The organism is Melghirimyces algeriensis (assembly GCF_900182565.1).
GTDB classification, from domain to species: Bacteria; Bacillota; Bacilli; order Thermoactinomycetales; family DSM-45169; genus Melghirimyces; species Melghirimyces algeriensis.
This window is the reverse complement of record NZ_FXTI01000003.1, coordinates 17,871-31,834: the sequence shown is the minus strand read 5'-3', so window position 1 is coordinate 31,834 and position 13,964 is coordinate 17,871. Positions and strand designations below refer to the sequence as shown.

The following is a 13,964-nucleotide window of genomic DNA, read 5'->3' as shown; positions in this document are numbered from 1 at the left end:
GAAAGCTAGGCTTTAGAACTGATGCAACAGATGGATGACATGGTAGGGCCCGCTGCTCACGAACATCCAGGATGGTGCGGTCACGCATCATTTCACCAACGAATGGAAAAGCCGACCGAAGTGATTATGCAATATCCTTGGCGAAGCCGTGAACTTCATGAAGACCTTACAACTCAGGAAGAGCCGAAATTGGCTGAATTCTATGGTAAGTACTGCTCTAAACCTCGGGACATCCATTATTTTAACGATTTACAAGTAGAGGTGGAGCACAATCATGATCATCAACATGGAAGAACAGCGGGAGGTCAAATATGAGCTTGCAGAGCCAGGTTGCAGTTGTCACTGGAAGTTCAAGAGGCATTGGGAAAGCTATTGCTCTAGCAATAGCAGAACAAGGAGCAGACGTGGCAATTGTATATCGAAACCAAAAGGAGCATGCAAATAAAGTTAAAGATCAGATTGAGTCTATGGGTCGGCGGGCTGTAATCATACAAGCGGATGTTACAAAACCACAAGATACTACAACTCTTGTTTCTAGTGTAAATAAAAAATTGGGTCCTATAGACATTCTTGTGAACAATGTTGGTGACTTTTTCTTAAAACCCATTGCTAAGATGGACCCAACTGAATGGGATAACGTGGTCAGAAGTAATCTACACAGTGTCTTTTACATGTGTCATGCCATTCTTCCCGGGATGCGTGAGCGACGCAAGGGGCGTATTATAAACATTGGATTAAGTCCAACCCACATGGTTCGAAGCGCACCTAATATTGCAGCATATTCGATCTCAAAAACTGGTGTACTAATCCTTACTCGTACACTCGCCTCGGAAGAAGCTCCTTACGGAATCACCGTTAACTGTCTGTCACCAGGTCTAATAGACAACGGTTATTTACCACCAGAACAAGCCAAATGGATGGAAAAACGCGTCCCTATGGGGCGACTGGGACGACCTGAAGAGGTGGCCAATGCAGTTACCTTTCTAGTTTCCAAAAAAGCCTCTTATATTTCTGGAGCAAATTTAAGCGTCTCCGGAGCGTGGGATTGGGATGATCGACCGACCAACCATGATAATGAGGTTTACGATTTGTTCGTGGGGGAACGTTCATGACTAAACCATCTTCATCAACTCATCCTGTTATCAATTTGGGTGACTGGGACCCGTCTCAGTTTGAGAAACATGGTCAGAAATTATTACAGCTGATTCGGGAGCACTTCGAGACAATCCATGAATTACCAGTTACTACAAACATCTCTCCAAAGGAATTATTTGATTTGCTTGACAGTCCGATACCGGAAAAGCCTAGATCTTTTGAATCAACTCTAGATGAAACATGGGAGAAGATCATTCCTCACTTAACCCACTGGAACCATCCATCGTTTCATGCCTATTTCAGCATCTCCGCAAGCTTCCCTGGAATTCTTGCGGATCTACTAATTTCAAGTTTAAACGTTAATGCAATGGTTTGGAAAGCAGCCCCAGCTGCTTCTGCTCTTGAATCGGTTATCCTCCGTTGGCTTGCAGAGATGGTCGGGTATGACCCTTTTGGAGATGGAGTACTGCTCAACGGTGCATCTTTAGCTACCTTCTACGCACTTGCTGCCGCACGAGATCAACAGTCAGATTTGAACGTACGTACACAGGGTTTGACCGGACGATATATCCCCCGTCTACGCATCTATACTTCCGATCAAGCACATTCCTCCATAGAGAAGGCTGCCATTGCACTGGGTGTAGGAACCGAGAATGTCGTTAAGATATCATCGGATGAACAATATCGCCTGATTCCAGATAAGCTTGAGGAAGCCATTCAGCTTGACCTAGATCTCGGTTTCCGCCCAATGGCGGTTGTCGCAACCGTTGGTACTACTGCAACGGGGTCAACAGATCCTGTTTCTTCAATCTCAGAAATCTGTAAAAGATATGATACTTGGCTACATATCGATGCTGCGTACGGTGGGTTCTGGAATTTAGTTCCGGAAATTCGGACTGATGCCGAAGATCTTCAGAAAGGGGATTCTGTTGTAGTTAACCCCCATAAGTGTCTCTACACTCCGCTAGAGGTTACGGCATTGTTTTGCCACCACCGTGGCGCCTTAGCCAACAGCTTTCGCCTTGTTCCAGAATACCTTCGAACGGTTAAAGAAGACGGTAGTGTTGACTTTATGGATTTCTCATTACAACTCGGTCGTAGCTTCCGTGCCTTGAAGCTATGGTGGGTAATCCGGAGTTTTGGTCGAGAGGGATTAGCCAAACGATTAGGAGAAAGTGTTCGGTTAGCACGATGGTTAGCTGCGCAAGCAACTTCCCATCCGGATTTTGCTTGCTCTGCCACTTCCCCGTTTGCCCTTGTTTGCTTACGCTATGTTCCCTATTCTATTCAGACCGTATGGGAACGAGTAACATTGGAACAACGAGCGGTTCTTCGCGATTATCTGGATCGGCTTAATGCTGAGTTGCTAGCTCGCTTAAATCAATCTGGAACTGCTTTTGCATCACACGCGGTCATTCGAGATGGGTATGTAATCCGAATATCAATTGGTAATATTCATACTACTGAAGATGACATTAAACAATTGTGGGATACGTTGCAGAAGTTGGCTCTTGAGGTAAGCAAGGACATTCCTATTCCTTCACTGGATAACTTGTAGTAGAAGGTGCTATATCTATGGTTAATGATTATTCCTTCCCGCCATTAATCAGACAGGCGCTCGCTCTCGGTCCACCAGGACAGTGGGCGCCTTCCCCCTCAAAAGATTGTATACGTCTGGACGTGGGTTATCCATACCCAGAGGCAATTCCGGTTTATCAGCTCTCTCAATCTGTATCAGTGCTTTGCTTAACTGAAGGAGATAGACCCTTTCAGTACTTAGGCAGTTCAGCGATGGCAAATTTAAAGCCATTATTACAGTCGCGTTCCGCCATTCGTGGGATTTCAACGACAACGTCAGAAGTTCTCGCTACCGCTGGAAGTACCCAAGCCTTGGATCTTGCAGCTCGAGTACTTCTACATAAAAACGATCTGGTAGCAGTAGAATCTCCCACCTACATGGAAGCCCTTGAAATCTTTCGAAATTATACCCCGCATTTAATTGAATATCCAATCGATCATGAAGGGCTTGACGTTAAGGTTCTGGCGGACGATTTAGAGATGAGGCATGCCAGAGGACTTCCCCTTCCAAAAGTACTATATTCCATCCCGACCTTTCACAATCCCACTGGTGTAAGCCTTGGACTGCAAAGGCGTAAGGACTTGTTATCTCTGGCTGAACTTTATAACTTCCTTATCATAGAAGATGATGCTTACGGGCAACTCTCAGGACCGGATCTACCACCACCCATTAAGGCATTAGATACGAAGAAACGGGTCATTTATTTAGGTTCCATGTCCAAAGTAGTTGCTCCTGGATTACGTATTGGATGGACAGCAGCTCCAAAGCCTATTATCACCGCTATGGCCCACTTCAAAAAAGATGCAGACCACCCGTTTACCTCGGCTGTGACTACTCGCTTTCTAACTGAATTCGATTTTGATTCCCATATCAAACAATTACGCCATAGTTACTCTCAACGTTTGAAAACCATGTTGAGAGCTTTAAAAAAGCATATGCCCGAAAAAGCAAAATGGAGCAAGCCCCTTGGTGGTTTTTTTGTTTGGGTTCATTTACCATATGTTAATACATCTAAACTTTTACCGATAGCACTAGATCAAGGGGTTTCTTATATCCCTGGTTCGTATTTCTTTACCGACCCCACCCAGGGATTACCCTATCTCCGCCTTTCCTTTAGTTATGCAGAAGAAGAACGAATCGAACAAGGTATTGCCACTCTCGCCAACTTGATTTAAAATACCTTCAAAACATTCTATATTTATGTTTGTTATTAAATATTCATAATAAAAATATGGGGGAGGATGGTGTAGGTGCGTCTTTCTGTAGCAATCGGTTTTATTGCCATGTCGTTTATTTGGGGATCTACTTACCTATTTATCAAGGTTGGTGTTCAGTTCTGGCCTCCCTTTATGCTGGCTGCACTAAGAAACCTGGTCGCTTGTGTTGCCATCGCTATGGTGATGGTAGCGATTCGCCGCAAGCCACCAAAACGTTGGGTGGAATGGCGTAATCTATTCATATTTGCATTTTTTAACGGAAGTGCATTTGCGCTTATTTTCTGGGCGGAACGCTACATTCCATCCGGACAAACAGCCATTCTTGTGGCCACTGTGCCGTTTTTCTCCCTGATCCTCGCCCGGTTCTGGACGCATGAAAAGATCCACTCAACGCAATATTTAGCTGTCGTCATTGGATTTATCGGTGTCGTACTGACATCCGGACAGCGAACAGGTACCGGTTTTACCGGGAGTGAAGAAATGCGCCTTATTGCACAGCTGGCAGTCATCGGTGCAGCACTTTGCTATGCTCTTTCCTACACCTACAGTAAACGCTATATTCGAGGGGATACATACGCGAATACGGCAATTCATCTGGGGGCATCCGGTCTCTACTTATTCGGACTCTCCCTCATATTGGACCCTTCCGTATCCATTGATTCGGTTACGAGCTGGGCCGGATTAGGCTCCCTCTTCTACCTGGCTCTGATCGGTTCGGCTCTAGCCTATTGGCTAACATTCTTTCTAATAGAAAACCTCCACAGTGTAACATTCTCATACATCATGTTGATTAACCCGATTGTTGCCGTCATTTTAGGGGTGATCTTTCTGGACGAAAACATCACGTTCACGATGTCTATAGGCATCATCGCCGTTATTCTGGGTGCATGGCTGGTGAATCGAACGAATTCTCGTGCGGATCAACAACTTCCTCGTCAAGATCAGCACCAAAAGGAGGACATTCACTCATGAAGTTCGTTATTCACAAAGATATCTTTCAATACTTTCCAAATATGCAGGTTGTCGTCGCTATTGCCCATGATATCAACAATACGTCTACAAACCCCAAAGTGACGGAAGAACTCAAGGAAGCTTGGTACAACGCCCAAGAAGCATCCGTCTATGGGAATGCACAATCTCATCCATCCATTAAACCTTGGCGAGAACACTTTAAAAAGATGGGTGTAAAAGCATCCGAATTTCCCAGTTCAATCGAATCGATGCTACGACGGGCCTTGAAAGGAGGAAAACCATTTCAGATTAATCCCCTGGTTGATTTCTACAATGCGGTTTCTCTTCGTCACATCGTGCCGGTTGGAGGATTTGATCTTGATCAGATCCAATCGAAACTTGAACTGCGTCTTACCAAACCAGGGGACCAATTTACAGCTCTGGATGCCCAAGAACCCGTGGCCCTGCCTTCCGACGAGGTCGCATATGCAAGCGGTTCGGAAATTCTAACCCGGCACTTCGTCTGGCGTCAGGCAAAAACGGCTCTGATCACCCCGCACACCCGAAACGTGATTCTCGTTTGTGAGATTCTGGGAGGATTGGAGGGAAGTCTTGTCGATCAGGTTCTCTCTTCATTTAAGCAGGGCTTGGTGAAGCATTTTGGTGTCGTTCCGGAAACAACGGTATTAACCGAACAGCGCTTAAGCACTTCCTAAAGCCCGATCCAAACAAACACCGTCTGACTCCGCAATGAAAACCGTGGAGGCTCAGGCGGTTTTTTCTTTTTTTAAGAAGGACCAATATTTACATCTCATATGCGAATATATGTTTGTGTATGATAAAGAAGAGGTGATTGACATGGATCGTGGCAACAAACTGTGGGAAGGACACCGGATGATCCTCCCTGAATATGAAGAGGGGCTGTGGCTGGAGCGTAAGCGAAAAAGCGTATACAGACCCCCAGATCTCCATCCGGATGTGTTGGAAAACATCGAACGGCAGATTCAACACTCCTATATGGATGAAACGCCCATTGTGATCACATACGCAGACACATACGGTCCCAGGAAGATTTGCGGATACGTCATGAAAATCAATTCAACCGAACAGTTCATTCTCATACAAAATGGCGAAAGACAAAAACGAATCCCCTTCGCTCTTATCCTGGATGCGGAAGAACCACCCGAAGCGGAATAAATAAACCATAGCGGTCCGGTAAGAACCGCTATGGTTTATTAACCACAAGGAATGAAATTCAATTATTAATTTGCATATTCCCTGAGAACATATTTTAAAACCTTACCCATGCTGTTTTTTGGCAACTCTTCCACAAACTCCACTTGCTGAAGCTTGTAGTCCGCCAAAAAATTGCGGGCATGGGAAATCACCATTTCTTCCGTCAGATGTGACTCCTTCTCCTTGACCACATACGCACGGGGGATTTCTCCCCAAACCGGGTCTTCTACACCAATGACAGCTACTTCAGACACGCCGTCCAGCTGAACGACCACAGATTCCACTTCAGCCGGAAAAACCTTTTCACCGCTGCAAATGATCATATCCCGCAGCCGGTCAATCACATAAAGAAATCCGTCAGCATCCAATTTCCCCACATCTCTGGTATGATACCATCCATTTTTAAGAACGTTCTCTGTCTCCTCTTTGTTGTTCCAATACCCCAAAAACACTTGCTTCCCCCGACAGACGATTTCCCCCACTTCTCCTGGAAGCATCGGTTCATGCGTAATCGGGTCCAAAATCCGGATATCTGTCAGGTACAACCCTTTTCCTACAGAATCGCAACGATCCATGGGGCCCATATCCGGCATCCAATAGGTAATGGCACCCGTAAATTCCGTAGCACCATAAACTTGAATAATGGGAAAACCCAGTTCATAAAATTCCTGAATCAGATCTTCGGGAACCCTGGAACCGCCACAAACGATAGAGCGAAGGGAGGAGACATCCTTATCGCTGTTTTTGATCATCTCCAACATAAACGGAAGCATCGACGGCACCGACATCATCCCGGTGATTCGTTCCGATTCAATGGTCTCCCACAAGTCCACGGGATGAAACGTGGGTCGCAATACAACGGTAATTCCCTCCATCAATGCATTGATGCTTAACACCATTCCACTGATATGAAACAGCGGGGTGACAAACAAAAAACGATCTTTAAACCGTTGATCCAGCGTATAGGAATTGCTCATGGCCGCAGCGAAGACATTGGCATGGGTACATACAACCCCTTTGGGTCTGCCCGTCGTTCCAGAGGTATAGATAATCAGTGCAGGATCTGTTTCCTCTACCAAGACCTCCGGTTCCTCGGTTGAAAGCCCCATGGTTAATGCATCGGGAAACTTTTCCTCAAACACACGAATATCCGTCGTAATCGCTTCCAAACGATCCAATGATGGCAACCCGGATTCCAAGGAATCATCATAAAACAACACCTTGGCCCCGGAATCATGAAGAATCCATTGGATTTCATCCGGCTTTAATCGCCAGTTCACAGGAACCGTGATCGCTCCAACCTTGGCAGCGGCCATATAAACAAGGAGAAAAGCTGCACTGTTTTTGCACAGCAAAGCTACCCGATCTCCTTTTTCAACCTTTCGTTCCAGGAGATAATGTGCCAGTTGGTTCACCGTCTCATTGTATTCCTTGAATGACAAACGCTTCGTTCCTTCCACCACCGCTTCCAGATCCGGATTGAGGCGACTTCGATCCCTGAGCAATTCTCCAATGACATTCATATCTGCCTTACCTCCTTCATTTTCTATATTCATCATAAAGACATTATTCATAGAAAAGCAACATATTTACGCTTTAATCATTCTAAAAAATACATTCTATATGTTTTTATCATCAAAAAAGGACGGTTTTCCCACAAAATACATACTTTATAGGAGTATTTATAAAATGATCAGTTCATAAGAACAAAAAAAGAACCGGCGTGTGATTTACACCGGTTCAATCCGATTCCGTTTACCTTACGGCAATTGGGTGGTTCCCATCAGAAAGCGATCACACTCACGGGCTGCCTCCCGGCCTTCATGGATCGCCCATACAATCAAGCTCTGTCCCCGGCGCATATCACCGGCAACGAAAACCCCTTCAACGTTGGTTATATATTTTCCATACTCAGCTTTTACCTTACGTCGATGATGCTCCAAGCCAGATCCCTGGAGCAGGGCATCTTCTGTTCCTTCAAAACCAATGGCCACCAACACCAATTGAGCAGGCCACACCTTGTAGGTGTTCGGCAGTTCCCGGAATGTATAGTTCCCTTGGTCATCCACGATTTTCTCCGCTTCCACCGTATGAAGTTCTTTCACATGCCCCCGATGATCTCCCACAATTCGCTTGGTAATAATGGAATACTGACGGGGATCGTTTCCAAAACGGGATTTTGCCTCTTCATAAGCATAATCCAGCGAGAATACGAATGGATATTCTGGCCAAGGATTCTCATCTGTCCGTTGATCGGGGAGTCGGGGATGACGACCGAATTGGACAACACTGCTGCACTTCTGTCGCAGGGCTGTGGCCACACAATCCGCTCCGGTATCCCCACCACCGATTACAATCACGTCTTTGGCTTCCGCATGAATTGATTCACGGTAACTGGAATCCAATAACGCTTTGGTGGATTGTGTCAGGTAATCCATGGCATAGTGAACTCCATTCAGATCGTGCCCTTCAATCGGCAGACTCCGGTGTTTTTGGGCTCCCGCACAGAGGATCACCGCATCATATTGGTTACGGATCTGTTCCAATGTCAAGTCTTTTCCAATCTCTGTGTTGGTGATAAAAACAATCCCTTCTTCTTTCAACAGATTAACCCGACGCTGAACCAACGCTTTCTCCAACTTCATGTTTGGAATTCCATACATCAGCAAACCGCCAATGCGGTCATCCCGCTCAAATACAGTTACCCAGTGACCCGCTTTGTTTAATTGATCCGCCGCAGCCAGACCCGCGGGACCGGAACCGACAATCGCCACTTTTTTCTCAGTACGACGCTTCGGTGGCTGGGGAACAATCCAACCTTCATCAAACCCCTTGTCAATGATTTCTCTCTCTATACTCTTAATCGCTACAGGCGGATCATAAATGGCTACCGTACAGGCCCCTTCACAGGGAGCAGGACACACTCTTCCGGTAAATTCCGGAAAGTTATTGGTTTTCAGGAGCCGTTCCAGTGCCTCTTTCCAATGCCCCCGATAGACAAGATCATTCCATTCAGGGATCAGGTTATACAAAGGACATCCAGAATCCGTACCGTTTAGTTGGATTCCCGTATGACAGAAGGGGGTGCCGCAATCCATACAACGGGCACCCTGACGCTTCAATTCGTCCACGGGCATGCGTTTCTGGTATTCATTCCAGTCATTCTGTCGGGAAAGTGGGTTTCGCTCCTCAGCCGTTTTTCGTTCATATTCCATAAATCCCGTGGCTTTTCCCATCTGTCACACTCCTTTCTTTTACGTGAGTATCGGTTCTCTTTTTGAATGTTTTTGCGCGGAACGATTCCTTTTCTTCTGGTCAAACGCTTTTTCCATCGCTGTCTGACGGTTTAGTCCTCTTTCCATCAAGGTTTCAATCGATTGTTGCATCTGTTTATATTCATTTGGAATCACTTTGACAAATTGATTGACGGATTCCTTCCATTGATCCAGTACTTTTTGCGCCTGTTGACTTCCGGTATGGTGCAGGTGATTGCGAATCATCCGCTTCACCTCAGCCACTTCCATATCATCATCCAACGCTTCCAGAAGTACCATCTCCTGATTGCAACGAGCGGCAAACGCATCCAGATCATCCGTCATCACATAGGCGATCCCGCCAGACATCCCGGCGGCGAAATTTTTGCCCACCTCTCCCAGGATCACGACACGTCCTCCGGTCATATATTCGCATCCGTGGTCTCCCACGCCTTCAACCACTGCATGAACACCGCTATTCCGAACACAGAATCGCTCTCCGGCGAATCCCCGGATATAGGCTTCGCCACCTGTCGCCCCATAAAAAGCGACATTTCCGATGACGACATTTTTCTCAGGAATGAAGGAGGATTTTTCAGGAGGATAAACAACAATCTTACCTCCTGACAGTCCTTTCCCAACGTAATCGTTGGCATCTCCCTCCAGGGAGAGTGTCACCCCTCTCGGCACAAACGCTCCAAAGCTCTGTCCAGCGGAACCTTTGAACTGAAGTTGAATGGTATCCTCCGGAAGGCCTTTTTCGCCATATTTTTTCGTTATTTCGGCTCCAAGAAGAGTTCCCACTACCCGATCCGTATTTTTAATGGAGAGGGAGGCCTTCACCGATTGACCGGATTGGAGTGCAGGCTGACTCAACGGCAACAACTTTCGGCGATCCAATGTTTGATCCAACTGGTGATCTTGATCCCGTTGATGGAAACGTCCCACCTCTTTGGGTACATCCGGCTGAACCAAAAGCGGGGAAAGGTTCAAATGCTTCGCCTTCCAATGGGAGGAAGCCTGTTGGTTCCTCTTCAACACATCCGTACGGCCAATCATTTCGTCGATCCGGCGGAAACCGAGTTGGGCCATGATTTCCCGGACTTCCTGGGCGACAAACATCATATAGTTGACGACATGATCCGGATTTCCGGTAAACTTCCTCCGCAGTTCCGGGTTTTGTGTGGCCACACCCACCGGACAGGTATCCAAATGACAGGCGCGCATCATCACACATCCCATCACCACCAACGGTGCCGTAGCAAAACCATACTCTTCTGCACCAAGCAGGGCAGCTACAACCACATCACGACCGGTCATCATCTTTCCATCGGTCTCCAGGGTCACCCGATCACGGAGACGGTTCAAAAGCAAGGTCTGGTGTGTTTCCGCCAGCCCCATCTCCCATGGCATCCCAGCATGCCGGATGCTGGTCCGGGGAGAGGCACCCGTTCCTCCCTCGTATCCGCTGATGACAATCACATCGGCCAACCCTTTGGCAACACCGGCAGCAATCGTTCCCACACCCGGTTTGGAAACCAACTTTACGCTGATTCGGGCTTCCGGATTGGCATTTTTCAGATCATGGATCAGCTGCGCCAAGTCTTCAATGGAGTAAATATCGTGGTGAGGCGGTGGAGAGATTAATCCGACTCCTGGAGTGGAGCCTCTCACTTTTGCAATCCAAGGATAGACTTTGCTTCCTGGAAGTTGCCCGCCTTCCCCAGGCTTTGCTCCCTGTGCCACCTTAATCTGAATTTCATTTGCATTGACCAAGTAATGGCTGGAAACCCCGAAGCGACCAGAAGCTACCTGTTTAATGGCACTCCGACGAAGGTCCCCGTTTTTATCCGGTACAAATCGACCGGGATCTTCTCCGCCTTCACCACTGTTACTTTTCCCGCCGATCCGGTTCATGGCGATTGCCAATACCTCATGTGCTTCCTCACTCAGTGCTCCATAAGACATCGCTCCGGTCTTAAAGCGACGAACAATGGATTCAACCGATTCCACTTCATCCAAGGGAATGGGGCCTTGACCGCTTTTCATTTCAAAGAGCCCACGGAGAAAGGCGAGATTTTCACCTTCCATCATTTTGGAAAATTGGCGATACCGATCATAGTCCCCCTGGCGACAAGCTTGTTGCAACGTATGAATGGTTGTTGGATTAAAAGCATGATACTCCCCGTTGCGACGCCATTGGAGATCACTTCCCGGCTCCAGACTCTGATTACCGATTTCTCTAGAGGCAAAGGCATCTGTATGTCGAATCAAGACCTCTTTGGCAATCACATTAAGGTCAATTCCACCCAGCTGGGAGGTGGTTCGGGTAAAGTACCGATCGATTACCGATTGATGGATTCCAATCGCTTCAAAAATCTGAGCCCCTCGGTAGCTCTGTATGGTGGAGATCCCCATCTTGGACATCACCTTGACAATCCCGTCTGTAGCTGTACGGAGATATCTCCTCACGGCTTCGTCCTCTGACATATCTGGGATCATGCCTTTCTGCACCATATTGCGAATGGTATCCTGCGCCAGGTACGGACAGATCGCATCTGCACCATACCCCAGCAGCATGGCAAACTGATGCACATCTCTGGGTTCACCGGATTCAACAATTAAACTGACCTGGGTACGCGTTCCTTGTCGCACCAAATGATGATGCAAGCCGCTGGTTGCCAACAAAGCCGGAATTCCCGCATGCTCTTTGTCCACTCCCCGGTCGCTGAGGAAAATTAGTGTCGCTCCGTCCCGAATCGCTTGATCCGCCTCAACGAAGAGTGCTTCAAGCGACTCTGCCATTCCTTCTTCTCCGCGTTCTACCGGGAACAGGATCGACAGCGTTTGGGAGCCAAACTCAAAAAACGGATTTTTACGAATCTTTTCGCATTCCTCGTTTGAAATCACCGGTGTATCTAAACGAAGACGACGGCAATGTTTTGGTTCAGGGTTCAACAAATTCCCCTCGGAGCCCAGATAAGTCAGTGTAGAGGTGACACAAGCTTCCCGGATCGCATCAATGGCCGGATTGGTCACCTGAGCAAACGATTGTTTAAAATAATTGTACAGGAGTTGCGGGCGATTGGAGAGCACGGCCAAAGGCGTGTCGTTTCCCATCGACCCGATCGGGTCTTTCCCTTCCGTCACCATCGGCGCCAGATTTTTATTCAATTCCTCATAGGTGTAGCCAAAAACGTTCTGCAGGTTTAATGCCTCTTGTTCATCCACTTCTGACACGTACTCATGATCGGGCAACTCTTTTACGGAAACGGAGTGCTCCTTCAACCATTCCCTGTAGGGATGGGCAGCGGCGATCGCTTCTTTCAACTCATCATCAGATATAATTCGTCCTTCCCGGAGATCAGCCAACAGCATTCGTCCCGGCTTCAGACGCCCTTTATAAGCCACCTTTTCCGGCGGAACATCCAAAACCCCCACCTCAGAGGAGAGAATCATCTTATCATCCGTGGTGACATAGTAACGGGCTGGACGGAGGCCATTTCGGTCCAGAACCGCCCCGATCTGCCAGCCATCGGAAAAAGCAATGGCTGTCGGTCCGTCCCACGGCTCCATCAGGCAGCTGTGATATTCATAAAACGCCCGCTTTGCGTCGGACAGTTCATCATTTTTGTCCCACGGTTCCGGGATCATCATCATGGCGACATGCGGAAGCGATCTCCCGGACAGGGCAAGAAATTCAAAACAGTTATCCAGGATGGCTGAATCGCTTCCCTTCAAATCCATCACCGGTAACACTTTCTCCAAGTCACTGCCGAAAGCATCGCTTTCAAACATTTGCTCACGCGCCAGCATCCAATTGACATTTCCACGCAAGGTATTGATTTCCCCGTTGTGCAACAAGTACCGGTTGGGGTGTGCACGCTCCCAACTGGGGAAGGTATTTGTGCTGAATCGGTTGTGCACCATGGCAAATGCGGACATAAAGTCCGGATCGTTGAGATCGTGGTAAAATAGATTCATCTGCTTCGGAGTCAATAATCCCTTGTAGACAATGGTTCGACTGGATAGACTGGGAATATAGACAGCATCACCTGCTTCTTTTTCAAAACGCTTTCTGATCACATACAATTTTCGCTCAAAATCCAATTCATTGGATAGTTTCCGGTTTCGGGCGATAAATACTTGGCGGATGAAGGGGCGGGTTTCCTGCGCTTCTGTTCCCAGCATCGAAGGATCAACAGGAACCGTTCTCCATCCCAAAAGACTTTGACCTTCTTCCGCCACAATCGATTCCAACATCTCTTCATATTTTAAACGCTCTTGTGGGTCGGTCGGAAAAAAGACCATTCCCACTCCGTACAATCCCGGTTCAACCAATTCAAAATCCAGTTTCTTTTTGAAAAATTGGTGCGGCAGCTGAAGCATAATCCCGGATCCATCACCGGTGTGAGTCCCTTGCCGTCCGCCCCGGTGAACCAATCGACAGAGAATTTCCAAACCTTCCTTTACAATATCGTGGGTTGGATTTCCTTTTAAGTCAGCCACCAGTCCAATTCCGCAAGCATCATGCTCATGTTGGGAACTGTACAAACCTTGCTGTTTCGGAAACTTTGTAAATGTCATGGCACTCACCCTCTTTCCCCAAAATAGCTGTTCCATCTCCTCTAT

General features: G+C 47.3%; 10 protein-coding genes. 7 read left to right on the top strand and 3 right to left on the bottom strand.

From position 1 onward, the window contains the following. Nucleotides 1-21: 21 nt before the first annotated feature. The 7 genes from FN782_RS05575 (at nucleotide 22) to FN782_RS05545 (ending at nucleotide 6,039) form a co-directional block, all read left to right on the top strand. Nucleotides 22-315, top strand: a complete 294-nt coding sequence (locus tag FN782_RS05575; protein ID WP_185956064.1) for a hypothetical protein — start codon at nucleotides 22-24, stop codon at nucleotides 313-315. Beyond that, nucleotides 312-1,112 carry an SDR family NAD(P)-dependent oxidoreductase gene (locus tag FN782_RS05570; RefSeq protein WP_142504806.1) on the top strand — a complete coding sequence of 267 codons (801 nt, stop codon included), beginning with the start codon at nucleotides 312-314 and terminating at the stop codon, nucleotides 1,110-1,112. Before FN782_RS05575 ends, FN782_RS05570 begins: the two co-directional genes overlap by 4 nt. Next, nucleotides 1,109-2,653, top strand: coding sequence for a pyridoxal phosphate-dependent decarboxylase family protein (locus tag FN782_RS05565; protein WP_142504805.1), 1,545 nt, complete (start codon nucleotides 1,109-1,111; stop codon nucleotides 2,651-2,653). Before FN782_RS05570 ends, FN782_RS05565 begins: the two co-directional genes overlap by 4 nt. A 17-nt stretch (nucleotides 2,654-2,670) precedes the next feature. Further along, nucleotides 2,671-3,849, top strand: a complete 1,179-nt coding sequence (locus FN782_RS05560; protein ID WP_142504804.1) for an aminotransferase-like domain-containing protein — start codon at nucleotides 2,671-2,673, stop codon at nucleotides 3,847-3,849. A 75-nt stretch (nucleotides 3,850-3,924) separates the two neighbouring features. Then, nucleotides 3,925-4,863, top strand: a complete 939-nt coding sequence (locus FN782_RS05555) for a DMT family transporter (RefSeq protein WP_142504803.1) — start codon at nucleotides 3,925-3,927, stop codon at nucleotides 4,861-4,863. After that, nucleotides 4,860-5,558 carry a B3/B4 domain-containing protein gene (locus FN782_RS05550; RefSeq protein ID WP_185956063.1) on the top strand — a complete coding sequence of 233 codons (699 nt, stop codon included), beginning with the start codon at nucleotides 4,860-4,862 and terminating at the stop codon, nucleotides 5,556-5,558. The genes FN782_RS05555 and FN782_RS05550 overlap by 4 nt, the downstream gene beginning before the upstream one ends. 142 nt (nucleotides 5,559-5,700) lie before the next feature. Continuing rightward, nucleotides 5,701-6,039 (top strand): YolD-like family protein, encoded by a 339-nt coding sequence (locus tag FN782_RS05545; RefSeq protein WP_185956062.1) that lies wholly within the window; start codon nucleotides 5,701-5,703, stop codon nucleotides 6,037-6,039. A 65-nt stretch (nucleotides 6,040-6,104) separates the two neighbouring features. Here FN782_RS05545 and FN782_RS05540 read toward each other — a convergent pair whose 3' ends face one another. The 3 genes from FN782_RS05540 to gltB form a co-directional block, all read right to left on the bottom strand. Beyond that, complete coding sequence (locus tag FN782_RS05540; RefSeq protein WP_142504800.1) at nucleotides 6,105-7,601, bottom strand: class I adenylate-forming enzyme family protein; 1,497 nt, start codon at nucleotides 7,599-7,601, stop codon at nucleotides 6,105-6,107. A gap of 237 nt (nucleotides 7,602-7,838) precedes the next feature. Next, nucleotides 7,839-9,314: a glutamate synthase subunit beta gene (locus FN782_RS05535; protein WP_142504799.1), complete on the bottom strand. Its 1,476-nt coding sequence runs from the start codon at nucleotides 9,312-9,314 to the stop codon at nucleotides 7,839-7,841. Between the two features lie 18 nt (nucleotides 9,315-9,332). Further along, nucleotides 9,333-13,919, bottom strand: a complete 4,587-nt coding sequence (gene gltB / locus FN782_RS05530; protein ID WP_142505062.1) for a glutamate synthase large subunit — start codon at nucleotides 13,917-13,919, stop codon at nucleotides 9,333-9,335. Nucleotides 13,920-13,964: the final 45 nt, after the last annotated feature.

Coding starts and splice junctions, on each gene's coding strand:
- FN782_RS05540 (WP_142504800.1), bottom strand. CDS start 7,601: ATGAATGTCATTGGAGAATTGCTCAGGGATCGAAGTCGCCTCAATCCG.
- FN782_RS05560 (WP_142504804.1), top strand. CDS start 2,671: ATGGTTAATGATTATTCCTTCCCGCCATTAATCAGACAGGCGCTCGCT.
- FN782_RS05545 (WP_185956062.1), top strand. CDS start 5,701: ATGGATCGTGGCAACAAACTGTGGGAAGGACACCGGATGATCCTCCCT.
- gltB (WP_142505062.1), bottom strand. CDS start 13,919: ATGACATTTACAAAGTTTCCGAAACAGCAAGGTTTGTACAGTTCCCAA.
- FN782_RS05565 (WP_142504805.1), top strand. CDS start 1,109: ATGACTAAACCATCTTCATCAACTCATCCTGTTATCAATTTGGGTGAC.
- FN782_RS05575 (WP_185956064.1), top strand. CDS start 22: ATGCAACAGATGGATGACATGGTAGGGCCCGCTGCTCACGAACATCCA.
- FN782_RS05535 (WP_142504799.1), bottom strand. CDS start 9,314: ATGGGAAAAGCCACGGGATTTATGGAATATGAACGAAAAACGGCTGAG.
- FN782_RS05550 (WP_185956063.1), top strand. CDS start 4,860: ATGAAGTTCGTTATTCACAAAGATATCTTTCAATACTTTCCAAATATG.
- FN782_RS05570 (WP_142504806.1), top strand. CDS start 312: ATGAGCTTGCAGAGCCAGGTTGCAGTTGTCACTGGAAGTTCAAGAGGC.